The organism is Streptomyces sp. NPDC005794 (assembly GCF_042871445.1).
GTDB lineage: Bacteria > Actinomycetota > Actinomycetes > Streptomycetales > Streptomycetaceae > Streptomyces.
Window position 1 is genome coordinate 104,873 of the sequence record NZ_JBIAIN010000022.1, and the last position, 18,860, is coordinate 123,732.

Sequence of the window (18,860 nt, forward strand, 5' to 3'; positions counted from 1 at the left end):
TCACGTAACAATGGGTTGTCTAGACCAGTCTCTCATGCAGTGCGCACTGCTGTGCCAGGCATCGCCACCGGGCTGTTCACGCCCGCCGGTCCCCTCAGCGTGCCTGCGCGACCATCCCGCCGCGACCGGTGCGTTCCTATGGACAAGGCCGGGCTCGCGCGCCTGGTGCGTACCCTCTCAAGGCCTCAAGGGCCAGGGGGACCCCATCCACGTCGTGGTCCGTCACCGACGCTCCGCGTTGCCTCCCTCCTCCACCTCGCGACCGCACGCACCGGACCCCGCTCCCTGATCCGGCCTGATCCACACGAAAAGCCCAAGCCGTAGGCTTTGCCCATGGAGCCCACTCCGGAGCAGAGTCCGCATCACGCGTACCCCGACCACTGGGAGGCGGACGTGGTGCTCCGTGACGGTGGCACCGCGCGCATCAGGCCCATCACCACGGACGATGCCGAACGACTGGTCAGCTTCTACGAGCAGGTGTCCGACGAATCGAAGTACTACCGCTTCTTCGCCCCGTATCCGCGTCTCTCCGCCCGGGACGTGCACCGCTTCACCCATCACGACTACGTCGACCGGGTGGGACTGGCCGTCACGATCGGCGGCGAGTTCATCGCCACCGTCCGCTTCGACCGGATCGACGAGCAGGGCAGGCCGGCCTCGGCCCCCGCCGACGAGGCCGAGGTCGCCTTCCTCGTCCAGGACGCCCACCAGGGCCGCGGTGTGGCGTCGGCCCTTCTCGAGCACATCGCGGCGGTGGCCAGGGAGCGGGGCATCCGCCGCTTCGCCGCCGAGGTGCTGCCCGCCAACAACAAGATGATCAAGGTGTTCCGGGACGCCGGCTTCACCCAGCAGCGCAGCTTCGAGGACGGCTCCGTCCACCTCACCCTCGACCTGGAACCCACGGCCGAGTCACTCGCCGTCCAGCGCGGACGTGAGCAGCGGGCCGAAGCGCGCTCCGTCCAGCGCCTGCTGGCCCCCGGGTCCGTCGCCGTCATCGGGGTCGGCCGCGAGCCCGGCGGCGTGGGCCGGACGGTGCTGCGCAATCTCCTCGGCTCGGGCTTCACCGGACGTACGTACGCGGTGAACACGTCCTTCGCCCCAGGGCCGGGCACGGTCGACGGGGTGCCCGCGCACCGCGCCGTGAGCGAGATCGGCGAACAGGTCGACCTCGCTGTCGTCGCCGTCCCCGCGGAACGAGTGCCGGAGGTCGTCGCCGACTGCGGTGAACACGGCGTCCAGGGCCTCGTCGTCCTCTCCGCCGGATACGCCGAACGCGGCGCGGAAGGCCGGGAACGGCAGCGAGAACTGGTCCGGCAGGCACGCTCGTACGGCATGCGGATCATCGGCCCGAACGCCTTCGGCATCATCAACACCTCCGACACCGTCCGCCTCAACGCCTCCCTCGCCCCCGAGTCGCCGCAGGCCGGACGCATCGGACTCTTCACCCAGTCCGGCGCCATCGGGATCGCCCTCCTGTCCGGCCTCCACCGCAGGGGCGCCGGGCTCTCGGCCTTCATCTCCGCGGGTAACCGGGCCGACGTCTCCGGCAACGACTTCCTGCAGTACTGGTTCGAGGACCAGGACACCGACGTCGCCCTGCTGTACCTCGAATCACTCGGCAACCCGCGCAAGTTCACCCGGCTCGCCCGCCGGACGGCCGCGGTGAAGCCCGTGGTCGTGGTGAAGGGCGCCCGGCACAGCGGAACCAATCCACCGGGCCACGCCGTGCCGGTCAGCCGGATCCCGGACGCGACGGTCTCCGCGCTGATGCGCCAGGCGGGCGTGATCCGCGTCGACACCGTGACGGAGATGGTCGACGTCGGCCTGCTCCTCGCCGGTCAGCCCCTGCCGGACGGCCCCCGGGTGGCGATCCTGGGCAACTCCGAGTCGCTCGGCCTCCTCACCTATGACGCCTGCCTGGCGGAAGGGCTGCGTCCGCGCCCGCCCCGCGACCTCACCACGGAGGCGAGCCCGCAGGACTTCCGGCACGCACTGGCCGAGGCGCTCGCCGACCGGACGTGCGACGCCGTGATCGTGACCGCGATCCCCTGGGTGGGGGAGAACGGCGAGGCGGAGACCGGCGACGGCGAGGTCCTGGCCGCCGCGCTGCGCGCGGCGGCGGCCACCGGCCCTGCCAAGCCGGTGGCGGTGGTGCACGTGGAGATGGGCGGCCTGGCGCAGGCCCTGGCCGCAGCCACGAGCACGGCGGCTCCGCCCGCGCCCCGGCCTGCCGCCCAGGCGGCTGCCGCGGAGCCGCAGCCCCGGCCGCCCGCCGCGCCCCCGCCCGCCCCGTCCCCGCCCGACGCGGCGACCTCCGGAAGGGGGCCGGACGGCACCGCTCGCCCCGCGCCCACCGCCGGGCGGATCCCTGCCTACCCTGCCGCCGAGCGAGCCGTGCGCGCGCTCGCCGAGGCCGTGAAGTACGCCCAGTGGCGGCGCCAGGCGGCCGTCCCCGGCAAGGTGCCCGGATTCCTGGACGACACCATCGACGAGCACGGGACCGCCGGGCTGATCGAGACGCTGCTCGGCCCGAGCCCCGACCCGCGTGGCCGCCCGCTCACCCACGACGAGGCCCGGGAACTGCTCGCCCGCTACGGAGTCTCCGTACGGCCTGCGCTTCCCGCCCCGGATCCGGATGCCGCCGTCGCGGCCGCCGCGAAGCTCGGCTACCCGGTGGCGCTCAAGACCACCGCACCCCATCTCCGGCATCGTGCCGACCTCGGCGGTGTCCGGCTCGATCTCGCCAACGAGAACGCCCTACGCCGTTCGTACGACGAACTGACCGATCTGCTCGGTACGCCCGCCGAACTCCGGCCCGTCGTCCAGGCCATGGCCCCCAGGGGCGTCGATACCGTGGTCAGGGCGTCCATCGACGCGGCCGCCGGTGCCGTTCTCTCCTTCGGTCTGGCCGGCGCGCCCTCCGAGCTGCTGGGCGACACGGCCCACCGCCTCGTGCCCGCCACCGACCGCGACGCCGCCGAGCTGATCCGCTCCATCAGGGCGGCTCCGGTACTGTTCGGCTGGCGCGGGGCCGCGCCGGCCGACACCGCGGCGCTCGAAGAGCTCCTGCTGCGGGTGTCCCGGCTGGTCGACGACCACGCCGAGGTGGTGTCGGTCGCACTGGAACCCGTGGTCGTCGCCACGCAGGGCCTGACGGTGCTCGGAGCGAGCGTCCGGCTGGCTCCGCCACCGGCCCGCAGTGATCTCGGCCCTCGCCGCCTCCCCAGCTACTGATCGCCCCATGGACCCGCGCACGACGTCCCCGGCAGTCACCGGCCCCCCGTAGGATGGTGCACATGGCAAAGACCGGTACGACGACCCAGGGGCTGCGCGCGGCGATCGAGCGCAGCGGCTACTACCCGGCCCTCGTGGCCGAGGCGGTGGAGGCCGCCGTCGGCGGGGAGCCGGTCGCTTCGTACCTGGTGCACCAGGAGACCACCTTCGACTCCAACGAGGTCCGTCGCCACGTCACGGTCCTCGTCCTCACGGACACGCGCTTCATCGTCAGCCACACCGACGAGCAGGCCGCAGACACGAGCTCCCCGACGCCGTACGCCACGACGTCCACGGAGTCGGTCAAGCTCGACCGGATCTCGTCCGTCGTGGTCAGCCGCGTGGTCGCCAATCCTGAGAAGTACGTGCCCGGCACGTTGCCCCGCGAGGTCGTCCTGACCATCGGCTGGGGTGCCGTCTCCCGCATCGACCTGGAGCCCGCGGCCTGTGGCGACCCCAACTGCGAGGCCGACCACGGCTACACCGGCAGTTCGACCGCCGACGACCTGAGCCTGCGCGTCAGCGAGGCCGGGGACGGCCCCGACGCGGTGCGCCAGACCCTTGCCTTCGCCCAGTCGCTCTCCGAGGCCACGGCCGCGACCGCGGCGACCATTCGCTGATGGTCCAGCCCGCCTGGCAGGACCCCGTTCTGCTCGCTCCCGAAGCCGCGCCCGTACCCGAGTACGGCACCGGGTCGCTCGCCGACCTGCTGCCGACGCTCGTCGCGGGTCAGGGAGTACCCGGTTTCGAAGCCACGATTCCGGAGCTCACCCCCGCAGACCGGAACTGCGTCTTCCTGATCGACGGACTCGGCTGGGAGCAGATCAAGGCCCACCCGGACGAAGCGCCCTTCCTTCACTCGCTGCTTCCCACCTCCCGCGGCGGCACCGGCCGGCCGGTCACGTCGGGTTTCCCGTCCACCACCGCGACCTCGCTCGCCTCGGTCGGCACGGGGCTCGCCCCGGGCGAGCACGGCCTCCCCGGCTACACGGTGCGCAACCCGGAGACCGGCGCGCTGATGAACCAGCTCCGCTGGAAGCCGTGGACCGCCCTCAAGGCCTGGCAGCCGCACCCCACCGTCTTCAAGCTCGCCGACGCCGCCGGCGTACGCACGGCCCAGGTCTCCGCCCCCGACTTCGAACAGACGCCGCTGACCAAGGTGGCGCTCAGCGGCGGTTCCTTCCTCGGCCGGCTCACGGGCGAGGACCGGATGGACCTCGCCGCCGAGCGGCTCGCCGCCGGTGACAGGTCCCTCGTCTACACGTATTACAGCGAGGTCGACGGCCAGGGGCACCGCTACGGCGTGGACTCCGATGCCTGGCGTGGCCAGCTGATGTACGTCGACGGGCTCGCGCGGCGCCTCGCCGAGCAGCTGCCGGCCCGTTCGGCGCTGTACATCACCGCCGACCACGGCATGATCGACATCCCGTTCGACGAGCAGTCCCGGATCGACTTCGACGAGGACTGGGAGCTGAGCGCCGGAGTCGCCCTGCTCGGGGGCGAGGGCCGTGCCCGCCATGTGTACGCGGTCCCCGGGGCCGAGGCGGACGTGCTGACCGTCTGGCGTGAGGTGCTCGGCGAGCAGTTCTGGGTGGCGAGCCGTGACGAGGCCATCGCGGCGGGCTGGTTCGGCCCGAGGATCGACGAGCGGGTGTACGGCCGGATCGGCGACGTGGTGGCGGCCGCTCACGACGACGTGGTGATCACCGCTTCGGTCAAGGAGCCCCACGAGTCCGCGATGGTGGGGATGCACGGATCGCTGACCCCTGTGGAACAGCTGGTTCCGCTCCTCGAAGTACGCTCGTAGCCCTCCGTCTCCCACTGCACACCGCACACCGAAAGGCGCTCGACTTCTCATGCCCGAGCTCGTGTTCTTCTCCGGAACGATGGATTGCGGAAAGAGCACTCAGATCCAGTAGTCCTTCAGATCATCAGCCGTCGTGCTTATAGGGGGAGCAATCAAACATCGGCTCAGGTGGGGTCACGTCTACCCCCGCGCTCTCTCTGACCTCACGGTGCTTGACTGAATCGGCTGACCGGCGGGGTGAATCGATACGATCATTGGGGTAGCCAACTCGTGGGGGTTCTTCATGGTCACTGTGGAACGGAGCCGGCCTGCTGCCTGGCGGAAGGCGGTCAACGACCGTGCCCTTGCTCAGGTAGAGGGCTGTCTACGGGATCCGGAGGTGTACCGGGAGCTCAAGGAGATCGTCGATCGGATGATCTCGCCCGAGTACCAGGGGCGGGGGCTGATCGAGCTCCTGCAGAACGCCCACGACGCCCATTCCTCACGTTCTGCCGATGGGCGGGTCGAGATCGTCTTGGACGAGCAAGAGGGGGAACACGGGGTCCTCTACGTCGCTAACGGAGGCCGCCCGTTCACCACACGGAACTTCAACGCGTTGTGCAGCATCGGGCGTTCCAGCAAACGCCCCGAGGAAGGCATCGGCCACAAGGGAGTCGGCTTCAAGAGCATCTTGCACTTCAGCGAGGCTCCCGAGCTGTACAGCGTGGCGCAGGCCGGCTCCAAGATCTTTGACGGTTACCGCTTTCGCTTCGCCCTGCCAGAGGACATCGACCGACTGGCCGAGAAGATTGCTACTGACGTGCAGGACCCGTCGGGCCTCCTGCACGAGAACCTGCCTCGCCTCAGGGTGCCGGTCGTCCTCGAAGCGGTCCCGGATACGGTCCGGCGTTTCGGCCCACGCGGCTACGTCACCGTAGTCAGGGTGCCGTTGCGTTCGACCGAGGCGCGAGAGGCGGCCCGCGCACAGATCTGCGAACTCATGGATGGCACAGCACCGTTCGAGCTGTTTTTGGATCGGCTCGTTCAGGTGACGCTGGACATCCGGTCGGAGAGCGGCCGACAGCGCAAGCGTTACGACCGAAAGGTTCGGCAGCTGTACGGATTTCGAGGACTCAAAGTCCAAGAGATCACGTTGCGCGGGCGGATGCGCCTGATCGTCGTACGGGCCAGAGTCGACGAGGAACTGGCCCGAGACGCGATAGCGCCTAACATACGGGACGGCTCCATGAGCGCCGACTGGACGGCGTTGGAAAAAAAGGCCGCGGTTTGCGTGGCCGTCCCAGCGGGAGAACCGCTGCCGGACGGGCGCCTCTACGCTTTCCTGCCCATGGGAACACAAGCGCTTTGCCCGATACCCGGGTTCGTGCATGCGCCGTTCTTCGTCGAACTCAATCGACGGTCTTTCAACGAGGCGAACCCCTGGAACAACCTGCTGCTCGATACTGCCGCGATGGCGTGTGCCCGAGCGGTCCTGCTCGCCGGCGAGGGCCGGGTCGATGTCCCTGCGGGTGCCCTTGTCGATCTGATGTGCTGGGCGCCCATTCACCTGGATCGCTTGGGAAGAGCTTGCGAAGACCTCGGCGAGGACTTGGACGCCCTTCCGTTCATGCCGGTACTCGCGCCGCCGGGAGAGCGCACCTCACTGGAGAAGGGCTACTTGTGGAAGTGCCCGGACTCGGCGCGGGCTTTCACACCAACAGTCCTCGCGGCCATCGGTACACCGAACCTCATCGATCCAGGACTCCAACCGGCCCGTCGACGACGCTTGCTCGCTCTCGCCGAAGCCCGCAGGCTTCCCTTGCCCCCGCCGCGGACCGTGACTCTGAGCTGGGCGGAGCAACTGGCAAAGGCAATGCAGCGCGACGAGTTCGACGCGGACCGGTGGGCCGACTACTACGCCGACTTGTCTGAATCCTTCGCCGATGGAACCCCCCTGTCAGGCAAGAAAATCATCCTGACCTCCGAGGCGACTCTGGCACCGGCCGGACATGACGCTGTCTTCCTGGAGCCGGGTCGTGCGGAGTCACCCACCCTGCCCACGTTGCCCGACGGTCTGTCGGGCAACGTCTCCTTCCTCCACGGAGCGATCGACAGATCTGCGCGACGTGGCAAGCGCCGACCAGCGGGGTTGCGCTGGCTGCGTTCACAGCGGCTAGTCCACGCGTACGAAACGGAATCCGTCCTCCGCGCCGTCAACTCGGTCATGCAGCAAGACGGGCAGGACGAGGACACTCGGCACCAGTGCCTTCTATACGCCTGCGCGGTATCCGCCACGCTCAGCCGCCCGCCCAAACTTGCAAACTTCCCCGTGCCGGTCCGCGACGGATGGCTGAATGCCGACCGGGCCATGTTCGGCTGCGGATGGCCCAGCAGGGAGCAACTGGTAGACGATACCCTCGTCCGCTTCCTCGACGGCATCCGCGATGTGCCGATCTTGAGCACGACCGCAAAGCGGCTGCTGAGAACCGCGGACCAGATCTGCGCCGACACTGGTATCTCAGCGGACGCCATGCGTCGGTTCCTCGAACACCAGGGCGTGCACCACGGTTTGCGACCGCGCTATGAGCTGTTCCGAGGCAGTGTGCGGGGCTCAGCCCTCAACAGGCCGCGGTGGTTCGCAGGAATGTCGAACGGCGCCACCGGAGCTGGATTCCGGGACCAGTGGCGGGACGCCGCGTTGCGCTGGCCCGGCCGAAGCCAGGTCGCGTACGAGACCGTGGACTATCACCCGTCGCGTACCGGGCTGCCTGTGCTGCCTGGCCAGTACGACTACGACGCTTTCGACGACCACAGCCGCAGGCTGTACGCGGAACTTATCGTCCACGGCCTGGCGACCTGGGTTGATTCCGACCTGGAGATGAAGTTCGTCCGGTCAACCGACAAGTCCGGCACCCGGTGGCCGACCCCTCTTGCGGTCTTCCTCACTCAGGAGGAATGGATTCCCCAGACCCCGGTCGGGACGGACGACGGTACCTTCGCAGTCGCCGACTCGGCATGGTGGTGGTCGAGCGAGCAGCCCCCGCCCGACTATGTGGGCGTCGTGACCGCCGCCTTGCGTCGCAGGCACACCCCTAGGGTGCTCGATCGACTGCGCCTCCTTGGCATCCGCTCCTGGGACGACCCGAAAACGGCGAGCGACCGAGTCGAGGAGCTGCCCGCTCTCGTACACCGGCATCCACATCTACGCACAGGTGTTCTCCGGTACGAGGTGAGCCGCGAGTACGAGAAGGCGTGGGGGGAACTGCTCCCGGTGCACGAGCCCGCCACACGGGCGGGGACGAGTGCTCCGTCCTGCCTTCTTCTCTCGCGAGCAGACGCGCTGGAGGTTCACGAGGAGGGATCCGAAGAGGGCGAGACCGTGTATGTGCGGGACCCCCAGGGAGTACAGGAATACAAGCTGCTAGAACGGGCGCCGGTTCCGGTGTTGCCCATCATGGACAAGGCGCTGGGCCGTCGAATCGTGACATTCATGCAGGCGCGGTCACACTTCGAGGTACGTTGCGCTGGCGAGGCGGAACTGGAGATCAGCGTCGGTGTACTTCCCATCCGACAAGCCCCTAGAGAATCACTTGTCGGCTACGTCGGTGCGTGGCTGAAGACTCTCGTGACCGCAGTGGTTGACCTCGACGAGGAACGCGCCTCCCGGCCGGACCCCGTGCTCCTGCCGGACGTCGATCGCCTACTCCAGGCATGCGCGTTCACCGTAACGCAGGATCTCGTCATCTGGATCGCCGGGCACCGGGTGGAGGCATCCGACGCAGAACGTTGTCTGCTGTACCAGGACCCTGACGAGCCCTGCCTCGTCATACGACACACCGAGGCCCTTACTCCCTGGCATGTGCTGCGGCATGCAGCCACGGCAATCAGCACACTGATCGGTACGCCCTACTTGGCCGCACAGCTGCGTACGGCCCTCTCCGAACTGGCCGATCGCTGCCATCGGACTGAAATGATCACTGACAGGGACGTCGCCGCCGCGCTCGGCATTCCGCTTGGGCGGCTCGAACTCATCGTCGCGGACCGCGCATCCCAGCGTTCCGGCAGCGCCCAACTGCTACCCCTGCTTGCCTGTGTCGATATCGACGGCGCAGAGGAACTGCGCCGCCGCATGGAAAGCTTCAAAGACCAGGCGGAACTCCGGGAGTGGCTGGCGAGCCGGCTAGACCCCCGCCGTGCCGACACGCTCCTCGGGCTGCTCGACTACGATGACCGGGCACACCAACTGGACGCCCTCAACGTCCCATTGGCTACCGCGAACCGAGCTTGGCGCACCCTGGGCCTCCCCGTCATCGACAATCGAGCCGGGCACCACCGCCAGTTCGAGGCATGGCTGGAGCAGGAACGACCGAAACTCCAAGAGAGCGTCAGGGATGCGTTCGCTCACGTCTTCCGCTCCGGGGGAGACCTTTCCGAATACGTCCGCCTGCGCGAGCTGCCGGACCTTGCACCCGACCCGGATTGGCACACGACGTACTGGAATCTTCCCTCCGAGCTCCTGACAGCCCGAGCAAATAGCTGGCTGGCGACCCGCACGCCGACGTCGCCCCACCGGCTGGCAACTACACCGCTGCGCCCGCTCGTCGAAGTGCGCGAAGGGGCCATCGCAGCGGTCCACACACATTTGCCGAGACTGCGTGCTCTCGTCGATGAATGGGCGCAGCACACGAGTAAAGGCGAGGAGTCGCTACCCGGTGCCTCGGAGATCATCCAGGAACAGGATGGCGATGGTTTGCTCGACTTCGAGATTCCCTCGGCCCGGGGACTTGCCCACTGGCTGAGCAAACTCGGTCATTGGCCAGTAGGGATGCCCGTCACGCATCGGCGTGCGGACCTGGCATTGGATAAACAGAAACCACCGATTCCAGCACAACGCCCGGGGCCGGCGCCGACCTCCGGACCCGGTCATACGACGGGGGCTCCACCTTCCGGTCTCTTGTTCAACGGCACGGCACTGCCAATTCAGCGAGACGACCTTCGCGAGCTCGCTTACAAGGTGGGGGCAGGGCTCACTGCCGAACAACTCGCGACGCCCGCACGGGAGGTAGCAGAGCTATCGCCCCGAGCGCCTCGGCCACAGGGCTCGGGGAGTCAGGGAAACGGTGGCGGCTTGGGCGGACATGTCACTCCGGCGGACCAAGACGCAACCACAGCGGTTGGCCTGGCGGGCGAAGCAGTCGTAGCACGGTGGCTCCAGGAGCAGTTCGGCGTGCCTCCCGAGGTCTCCTGGAAGTCCAGCCTGCGCAGCCATGTCCTTGCGGGTAAGGGGGACGATCGCCTGGGCTACGACTTCCGCATTCATGAAGGCGGGCGGACGTATCTCTTCGAGGTGAAGGGTTCCATCGGCAGTAGCGGAAGGATCATTCTGGGTGACTCGGAGGTGGCCCGAGCATCCCGTCTCGCTCCGCATGAGACGTACACCATCATCTACGTGTCCGACGTCTTGGACGACGCTCGGCGACGTATCACCCCTCTGCCTAATCCTTTCAGCGCGCCCAATCTGGCTGGGTACGAACTCGTCAGCACAAAGATGACGCTGCGGTTCGACCTCACGAAGGGGTGATGGGCTCGGCCCAGGGCTGATGTCGGTGCCGTGATCCACGCTCCTCGTGGTTACGCCATACGGGGGCCTGCGGTGGGCATGGGTGCGAGGGGTGTGTGCTGGACCAGGGTCTCGCAGGTCTTGCGCCGCAGGGATCGGGCGGAGGACCCGCCCCGCTGTACCTTCCGGTCGAGGTTTCCCCAGGTCAGGCCGCTTAGTGTCGCTGGAGTATTAGGACGCGCAGAGCCATGGAGATGGCTCTGACGAAAGTTGGTGGTTGGTCAAGAAAAAGGACCCAGCTTCAGTAGTTCTTCAGATCATCAGTCGTCGTGCGAATTGGGGCCGATCGGGGTACGGGCGAAGACCTGGTACCAAGCCGCGGCGATGAGCATGCGGGCCAGTTCCTCCTCTTCGTCCTGGCCGTGGTCGATCGGCTGGTTCCTGTTGTCGAGGTCCAGGCGGCGCACCGCGAGCTCGTTTCCGGCGGCGCGCATCCGAAGGCCGGCGCGGCAGCTGCCGATCCCGCCCGACAGGTCGATCCCGATCAGGGAGGCGTCGTCGACGGACGCGGCTGCAGTGAAGGCCAGGCGCAGCCGCTGGTCGATCGCCGTGCCACCGACGCCCGGTGGCGGGAGCAGGAAGTGATGGGCGCGGTGCTGAGCTCGGTAGCTGTCACGCAAGGGCTTCGCACCGGCGGACAGCTCGCGGTCCAGCCCGGTGTGCTCGTCCGGGACGGGCTCGGGCCACACGCACCCGAGCTTGCGGCGCAGGCCGGAGGCCAGCTTGTCGCGGCGCTCGATCACGTCCGTGGCCGTGACGCCGTACGGGAGGTCACCCTCCGCACGCCACCCCGGCCCGTCACGGGTGACCGGGCAGTGAACGTCCGTCACAGCGAGCACCGTCGTAGTCCTACGAGTTCAGGTGTGCGTCACCCCAGACGGCGTAGCAGTAGGCGCTTATGTCCGTCGTCGCTGCGTAGGTCACCTCTATCTTTATGCGCAGGACATTCGTGACGCCTAGGTTGATATTTCTGGATTCACCGAGGCCCAGGGTAGTGTTGTTGATCGATTTACCATCGGCGAAAACCTCGAAGGTGACCCTGCATCCGGTTGGGGCGTCGTCCCGCAGCCCGATCACTGACTGCAGTGTCCGCCAGTGTCGACCCAGGTTATATTCGGCGTCATTCTCCGGGATTGAACCCTTATCGATAGGAAGGAATACACTTCGCGCGTAGTTCCGCCCATTGATTTGCGCAGATCCAGCGTTCACCCCGTTCGAAGAGGAGAGCGGCTCTAGGTCTTGCAAATACTGCTCCGACGTTGCCGACTCACTCGACTCGTTGGAAGAGGCGTCTGACGGCGTCTCAGTCTGAGTGGGAGTGAGAGACGGACTCAGTGTGCCCATTGACGACACGGGGGACGTCGACTGGGCGGGGGCGTTGTTCCCTGAGCCGCACGCGGCGGCAAGGAGGGCGCTGGTCAGAACTCCTGCACAAATTGCAGAAATTCGCTTGTGCTTCTGCCTTCGGGTGTGTGCTGTCACGTCGTCAATCCTCTCTGCACGGCCCATCCCCTGGCGACTCATTCCAGCGCTATCACAGTGGCGGCGGGCCTGCATCTCAGAGCCTTGCTCAGGTCCGGACTCACAGCCGGGCGCTTGCGGAGATGCGCGGAAGTGGACGCTGTGGTGATCTGGAGTGAGACCAGCAGCATCAGCGCGTCGAAGTGTCGCATCGAAGACCGGTAATGCCTGAGTAGCGAGCACTAGGGCAGCCAGTGAACGGTTGCTGCCGACACTTCCTCGGTACTTGTCTTGGTTGCCTCGGGCTTCGGAGGCGGCGCCCCAGTCAGTACACGACCGCAACGGCGACCAGCAGCGCGTGTCCGCCGACAGGAAGGCTTGCCGGCGTTCAAAGTACTTCCCGGCCGGAAGATCGATAGTAGATGCAAGCTGGGTTCTATCGCATGCTCGAAAAAATCTCGTAAGTGTCGCAGGTGGTGCTGCTGAGAATTGACGGGAAATGCGAATGAACGGTTTCGTGTTACTGCTGCGGCGCATGGGATGCCGCTGTGAATCCATAAACAATAGCAAGATTGGGGACAGGATATGTGCTCACAAGCGAACCGGCCTGGATCCGAGGCGAGGGGAGGCCGCCTTGATCAGCCTGAAGCCTTCCGAGTAAATGCAGCCCGTGACTGGCCTTTGCTGGCCGCTGCCAGCACCGGGTTCTTGAGCTTCATCATGCTCTTCACTCCCTGGGTTTCCGGGGCATACGCGAGCGCGAACGCATTCGGCACCAGCATGCAGGCGGCCGCTCCTGCCCTCATAATCGTGGCAGTCCTCGCACTCCTCATTCTCGTCACCGCCACGCTTAGATCTGGCCCTGAGAGACGAGTGTTGCTCACCCTCATTACGCTCATCCCGGCAACCGTTCTCTTGGTCCTATACATCGTCAAAGTTGGAGACGTGCAGGACCTCATTGACCTCAACACAGACCTAGGAGGCGGAGGCGTCTCTACCGGAGTTGGTCTGTGGCTGGGACTCATCTTCGCCCTCGCAACCGCAGCGTTCACGGTCGTCGCGGTCGCGTGGGAAAAGCGCAGACGCGACATGGCAGATACAAAAGGACCAGACCGTCCAGCCGAATAAGTGCCAAGCCGCGTTACGGCGCATAGCACTGCACAGGCATCAGGGGTAATCTTACCTCCGCCGTCGGCTTTTCGGAATCAGGTGTCGCAAATGCTCTCCTCGCTACTCTCATGTCAGACAAAGGGCGACCTCATGAGTTACGCGCGAAAAACGGCAATATGGTGCTCGATCGGGGCTTTGATTCTTCTTGTGGTCGCTACTGGAACAGCAGGAGGGGTAGATAAGGCCACACTGGTCCCTGCGTGTCTGAAGTCAACGACTCAGGCATCCGACCCACATGATTCCTGGTCCTCAGTGGCTCCTATGCCAACTGCTGAACGCTATTTCCTTGCAGCCACGACGGGATGCGACGGGAAAATATACGCCGTAGGAGGATTGGCAGCAACGGTCGAAGACCCAACATATAGCGATGTAGCCCTGACCGGAGCTGCTGAGGTCTACGAACCCTCAACAGGCGCATGGGCGACCATACCGCCCATGCCCACGCCTCGCTCAGGACTCGGTCTCGCTACTGGTAGCGACGGAAAGATATTTGCCATTGGCGGTGGTGAAGATGAGACCACCTTCGCTGCGACAGATACCGTCGAGATCTACGACCCGCAAGCCGGCGCTTGGTCGTCCGGTCCTTCGCTTCCCAGCCCGATAATAAATGGGGGGGCAGTAACGGACAGTCACGGAAACGTATACGCGGTCGGCTCCGACACCATGGAGATTTATGACCCAAAGGAAGAAAGTTGGACGACCGCAAAAGCCATGAACAAAGAGCGAGACTATATGGTAGTTGCAGCGGGATTGGATGACAAAATATACGCAATGGGGGGAATCGAAGTGGGCCCCGATATTGACCCTGTTGCTGACGCGGAAGTTTATGACCCCGACACGGGAAGGTGGAGTAGTCTGCCGCCCATGCCGACTCCGCTCTCTGAGGCTGCTGGAGCTACGGGGCCGGATGGTCGAATTTACGTAATCGGTGGCCAAAGCAGCGAGCCAGTCACTGCGATTGGTTTCGTATATGACCCGAAGAGAAAGACCTGGTCCGAAATATCTTCCCTTCCCGAAGCCCGAGACAGCGCAGCGGCCGCGATGGGGTCGGATGGGAGAATCTATGTTATGGGAGGAACTACGGGCGCACCGGGGGATGACTTGGGCGCCGCGCAAGACGTCGAAGCCTATATGCCATGAGTACTGAAGTTTGAATGCGAGATGTCGGCCTGGCCATGGGCAGTCGTCATATGGTCAGGCATGTGCTTGCAAGGCGACCAGGGCTTCGGCGGGGAGTGGCGGCCTTCCTACACGCGCTGCTCGGCCGGGGCCCGGCAAGACCGTCACGGGTGGCCCGCAGGAGTGCGGTTGTCCGGGCCGGGCGAGGCGCCTGGGACCCTTATCTCCCGCAATCTGCGGGATTCCCCCCGGGCGGCGACCCCGGAGAGCATAGGATTCCGGAAATATCGATCATGGGTCGCGCCGCCTGGGGGACTCCTTCCCGGAGAAGACGCTCCTGAAGAACAAGCTCAAGCCCAGTGGTGTCCCTTGCCAGCGTCGATGCCGACCCAGGTCTCGAGCCTTCGGTTGTCCACTTGCCCCTCCTCAGAGCGCAGCTCATCCCGTGCGGCCCGAGGAACACCCCGCCATCAGCTCCGTAAACAGCGACTGGATCGCAGATCTCAATCAGTAGCCAGGGCGCCCCGAAGAGCCGGGCGACCACTCCTGGAAAGCCACTGAAGGCAAGCCCTGTTCAGTCACACCCGGCCCTCCCGGGCCACCTAACAACTTACGGAGCCCTGTTGGTTCCCTATCCTGCCGCACTCGACCTGCCCCACGCCCTGGTTGAGTGGGTCACGAAGCTCATCGTCACCCGCGAGGGTGACCGGCGGTGCAAACTTCCGCCGCACCGCCGTGCGCTGTCGCACTCGTATACCTGCGCCGCCACGACACCCTCGCCCAGATCGCGGGAGCGTTCGGTATATCCGTCGGCACCGCCCACGCCTATGTCACCGCGGTCACCGGCCTGCTTGCCGAGCAGGCGCCGGGCCTGCTGAAGACGCTGCGCGCGCACGATCCGGACTTCGTCCTTTTGGACGGCACGCTCGCCGAGTGCGACCGCGTCGGGGACGGCAGAGCCGACTACTCCTCGAAACACAAGCGGCACGGCGTGAACGTGCAGGTCGTCACCGACCCGGCCGGCGAGATCCTGTGGCTGTCGCCGGCACTGCCCGGCAGGACCCACGACTTGACGGCCGCCCGTACCCACAAGATCCTCCGGATCTGCGAACGCCAGGGAGTCCCGGTCCTCGCCGACATGGCCTACATCGGTGCGGGCGATTGGGTCACCACCGCCAAGCGTCGACCGCCGGGCGGTGAACTCACTGTCACCGAGAGGACCTTGAACCGAGCTCTGTCTGCTGCCCGGGCGCCTGTCGAGCGAGGGATGGCACGGCTGAAGTCCTGGCAGATCTTCCGCGGATCCCGCATCAGCCCCAACCGCATGAGTGTCATCACGAAAGCCGTCTTCACCCTGGAGAGGCAACGCTGAAAACGCTCAGTGAACCTCTTTCATCCTGTGCTGGAGGGTGAAAGTGCTGGTCAGCAGGGTGTGGTGACGAGGCAGTGCCCCTCGTCGTTGGCGTGGTGATTCCACTCATCACACCGGCGACCGAAGGGGCCCTGTTGGTTCCGTATCCTGCCATGCTCGACGTCCCGCACGAGCTGGTCGAGCACGTCTCCTGGCTGCTGTACGAACGCCGTCGTGCACTCAACACCCGCTGGCGTAAACTCAGTTGTTTCCAGCAGGCCCTGCTCGCCCTGGCCCACCTGCGGAAGAACGAGACGTTCGCCCAGCTCGGCGCTGGCTTCGGAATATCCGAGGCCACCGCCTGGCGGTACGTCGACGAGACCCTGGACGTACTCGCGGCCTGGGCCCCGGGCCTGCGCGAAGCCCTGACAGGTCTCGCGAGGGCGACTTCGTCATCATCGACGGCACACTGATCCCAACCGACCGGACCCGGGCGGACGAGCCGTACTACTCGATGAAGCACCGCAAACACGGCATGAACGTGCAGGTCATCGCCCGGCCCGACGGTTTCCCGCTGTGGTTCTCCAGGGCGACACCGGGACGGACGCACGACCTGACCGCCGCCCGGGCGCACGGCATCGTCCAGGCATGCCTCACCCGAGAAGTCCTCGTCCTGGCCGACCGTGCCTATCAAGGTGCTGGCGCGACGGTCCGGACCCCCTACTACCGGCACCGCGATCTGCCCGCTGCCTACCAGCGCTACAACCGAGTCCATACCCGCCTCCGCGCTCCGGGTGAACAGGCCTTCGCCCTGCTGAAATCCTGGCGTATCCTCCGCCGGGCCCGCTGCTCGACCAACCGCATCGGCCGCATCGTCCAAGCCGTCCACACCCTCCTCACCTGCAGCTATTCAAGATGAAAGAGGTTCAGTGAGCCCGGGCAAAGACCGTGCCGATACAAGTGCGGGAAGTGGGCGCCTCCCCGAGCAACGTCCCGCGCTACCTTCGATCATCGGTGCAAACGCGGACTCACGCACGCTGAAAGCGGCAGTAGGCACATGGCAAAACTGCTCAGACCCAGGGCTTCGGCGTAGTCGGCTGACGTCCGCTTCCTGAGCCTCGATCCACCGCGTAACCCTTGTGGATGACGCTCGTTGGCTAAAATGAAAAGCGGGGCGCCGTGTCCTCCCTGCAAACGCTACGGGTCCTGGACCCCTTGCAACCGCCGAGGAACGGGACGTGGCTTCCACTATGAGACGTACTGTCGTACCCCTCTTCGTAGGCGTGGCCGTCACGCTGTCAGGCGGGGGCTGCGCCGAGCCGGCGACCGTCTGCGGCAAGGAGCCCGCGTCGCCCCGGGCCGAGGGCGAACAGCTGCCTGTGAAGATCTCGCCCCGACAGCAGCCGCCCGCGGCAGACCTCACGGGCACCAGGATCGAGGCCGCCTTGGCCCCGAAAGGGCCGGGTCTGCTGGACCAGGTGGAGCACCAGCTGATGTCCGCCACGGTGAGAATGGCGGGCGCTCTCGGCGATGTCCGTGCGGGCGAGTGCGAGGCGGTCCCCGAGACCGAGCCGGGCGTCGGCGGGAGCCCGTACCGATGCACGGTGACGTACGAGGGGATCAAGGTGGTGTGGAAGGTCCGCCTCACCGGCACCGACGGCAGCCTGACGCGGTTCCGGTACGAGCCGGTCACCGGGGTTCTGACGGCGCGGAAGGTGTACGAGGCGGCGGGCTTCCAGCTCGAAAAGGAGAGCCCGTGGCGGTGTGACAAAATGCCGGCGCTCTTCCGTGTGGAGGAGGCCGGAAAGCCCGCGCGGTACCGGTGCCAGCAACGGTTCTCGGAGTGCGACAGCAACAAGGGCGGCTGGCGCTTCTGGTGGGAGTACTCCTCCGTCTCGGTCGACGAGAACGGCAACGTCGCCTTCGTCGCCTCGAAGCAGCGCTGACGGGCGTCCGCACGCTGCTCATGTCCTGGCCGACGGTCCGAAATCTGGAGGAACGATGAGCAAACCCCGGCCCATCCGTACCTACCGTCTCCGGCCGGAGCAACGGGTGGTCATCACGCTCACCCTCGGCATGCCCGGGGTGGCGCCGGTGGCTGGGGCGGTGATGGAGGACGACGCGCCGCTGGTCTTTCGCATAGGGCTGCTCCTGCTGGCCGGTGCGGGGTTTCTCATCATCGCCGGGTTCTGGCGAATGGCGACCATCGTTCGCCATGACACCATCGTCGTGCGGCAGTTGTTGCGGACCCGCATGACGGCGTGGTCCGACGTCCTGGCGCTGGACATCGAGGCCGGCCCTACGCTCGGCCGGGGGCTGCTGCTGGACCGGGAGGGACGGCGGTTCGCGCTGACGGGCGGGGTCGGGACGCACGTCCACGAAGTACGGGAGATGTGGCTACGGTCCCGCGGGGAGGGCTGGACGCCGCTGGACCCCGGATTCGTCACCGCCGCCGAACGCCGTATGCAGGCGCGGAGTTCCGCGCTGGGGTGGGCCGTCACGGGGGCTGCCGGTTCCCTCGTCGTGCTGTTGGTCTTCGGGTACACGCTCTCCCTGGGACGGCGGGGGCGACTTTCCCTGGACGCTTCAGCTGGTCGGCATCGTGCCGGTGGTCACGTTCGCCGTCGTGTACCCGGTCCTGCTGCGGGTCCGACGCTAGGCGGCGGCCGGTGACAGCCGCACTCCTGCCTACCCAGCGGTTCGAGTGCGGCGAGCGGGCGCCCGTCGGGGCAAGCCGCTACCAGTGGGTGCCGTCCGCACGTGAGGTCAGTGGTGGACGAGCCGTCCGCCCGCACGAGGCTCGCCTTTTCCTCATCGCTCACCACGACGGTCTTCAACCCAACGCAGCGTGAGGTGATTTGAAGCCTCCCCCCGCAGGGCGACTTCGAAGGGCCACTAATCCCAATACCGGGACTCTGTTGGCGATCTTGTGTGGGGTGCTGACAGGCCGTCCGTTCGGCGGTTCGCTGGAGTGGAGCGGGGTCGTTTCGGGGAGAGGGGCGGAGGTGTCCTTGCGGGCCAGGAGTTTCCAGCGCATACCGACGCGGACGGTGGTGACGGCGGGGGCGGCGTGTCCGAAG

The 18,860-nt window shown here is 66.5% G+C and carries 9 protein-coding genes and 3 pseudogenes; 10 read left to right on the forward strand and 2 right to left on the reverse strand.

The window, feature by feature from the left end:
• The first annotated feature begins 333 nt into the window (after nt 1-333).
• From ACFYQ5_RS29740 to ACFYQ5_RS29755, 4 genes are all read left to right on the forward strand, one after another.
• Nucleotides 334-3,234 (forward strand): GNAT family N-acetyltransferase, encoded by a 2,901-nt coding sequence (locus ACFYQ5_RS29740; RefSeq protein WP_389201989.1) that lies wholly within the window; start codon nt 334-336, stop codon nt 3,232-3,234.
• 62 nt (nt 3,235-3,296) lie between these two features.
• Nucleotides 3,297-3,893 (forward strand): DUF5998 family protein, encoded by a 597-nt coding sequence (locus tag ACFYQ5_RS29745; protein ID WP_389201991.1) that lies wholly within the window; start codon nt 3,297-3,299, stop codon nt 3,891-3,893.
• Nucleotides 3,893-5,080, forward strand: a complete 1,188-nt coding sequence (locus ACFYQ5_RS29750) for an alkaline phosphatase family protein (RefSeq protein WP_389201992.1) — start codon at nt 3,893-3,895, stop codon at nt 5,078-5,080. Before ACFYQ5_RS29745 ends, ACFYQ5_RS29750 begins: the two co-directional genes overlap by 1 nt.
• Nucleotides 5,081-5,459: 379 nt before the next feature.
• Entirely contained in the window at nt 5,460-10,640 is a 5,181-nt protein-coding gene (locus tag ACFYQ5_RS29755) for a sacsin N-terminal ATP-binding-like domain-containing protein (RefSeq protein ID WP_389201993.1), read from the forward strand.
• A gap of 659 nt (nt 10,641-11,299) precedes the next feature.
• On the opposite strand, the pseudogene ACFYQ5_RS29760 reads toward ACFYQ5_RS29755, so the two are convergent.
• Nucleotides 11,300-11,491 (reverse strand): annotated as a pseudogene (locus tag ACFYQ5_RS29760) (hypothetical protein); the annotation flags it as partial.
• A 37-nt stretch (nt 11,492-11,528) separates the two neighbouring features.
• Nucleotides 11,529-12,698, reverse strand: a complete 1,170-nt coding sequence (locus tag ACFYQ5_RS29765; protein ID WP_389201995.1) for an NPCBM/NEW2 domain-containing protein — start codon at nt 12,696-12,698, stop codon at nt 11,529-11,531.
• A gap of 150 nt (nt 12,699-12,848) precedes the next feature.
• Here ACFYQ5_RS29765 and ACFYQ5_RS29770 point away from each other — a divergent pair, with 150 nt between their 5' ends.
• The 6 genes and pseudogenes from ACFYQ5_RS29770 (at nt 12,849) to ACFYQ5_RS29795 (ending at nt 18,453) form a co-directional block, all read left to right on the forward strand.
• A complete protein-coding gene (locus ACFYQ5_RS29770; RefSeq protein WP_389201996.1) occupies nt 12,849-13,268 on the forward strand; it encodes a hypothetical protein in 420 nt (139 codons plus the stop codon).
• Between the two features lie 303 nt (nt 13,269-13,571).
• A complete protein-coding gene (locus ACFYQ5_RS29775; protein ID WP_389201997.1) occupies nt 13,572-14,450 on the forward strand; it encodes a Kelch repeat-containing protein in 879 nt (292 codons plus the stop codon).
• A gap of 602 nt (nt 14,451-15,052) precedes the next feature.
• Nucleotides 15,053-15,801 (forward strand): annotated as a pseudogene (locus tag ACFYQ5_RS29780) (transposase family protein).
• Nucleotides 15,802-15,893: 92 nt separating this feature from the next.
• Nucleotides 15,894-16,699 (forward strand): annotated as a pseudogene (locus ACFYQ5_RS29785) (IS5 family transposase).
• A gap of 319 nt (nt 16,700-17,018) precedes the next feature.
• Nucleotides 17,019-17,726: a hypothetical protein gene (locus ACFYQ5_RS29790; protein ID WP_389201998.1), complete on the forward strand. Its 708-nt coding sequence runs from the start codon at nt 17,019-17,021 to the stop codon at nt 17,724-17,726.
• A 55-nt stretch (nt 17,727-17,781) separates the two neighbouring features.
• Nucleotides 17,782-18,453 (forward strand): hypothetical protein, encoded by a 672-nt coding sequence (locus tag ACFYQ5_RS29795; protein ID WP_389201999.1) that lies wholly within the window; start codon nt 17,782-17,784, stop codon nt 18,451-18,453.
• Nucleotides 18,454-18,860: the final 407 nt, after the last annotated feature.

Coding starts and splice junctions, on each gene's coding strand:
- ACFYQ5_RS29740 (WP_389201989.1), top strand. CDS start 334: ATGGAGCCCACTCCGGAGCAGAGTCCGCATCACGCGTACCCCGACCAC.
- ACFYQ5_RS29745 (WP_389201991.1), top strand. CDS start 3,297: ATGGCAAAGACCGGTACGACGACCCAGGGGCTGCGCGCGGCGATCGAG.
- ACFYQ5_RS29750 (WP_389201992.1), top strand. CDS start 3,893: ATGGTCCAGCCCGCCTGGCAGGACCCCGTTCTGCTCGCTCCCGAAGCC.
- ACFYQ5_RS29765 (WP_389201995.1), bottom strand. CDS start 12,698: ATGGATTCACAGCGGCATCCCATGCGCCGCAGCAGTAACACGAAACCG.
- ACFYQ5_RS29775 (WP_389201997.1), top strand. CDS start 13,572: ATGCCAACTGCTGAACGCTATTTCCTTGCAGCCACGACGGGATGCGAC.
- ACFYQ5_RS29795 (WP_389201999.1), top strand. CDS start 17,782: ATGAGCAAACCCCGGCCCATCCGTACCTACCGTCTCCGGCCGGAGCAA.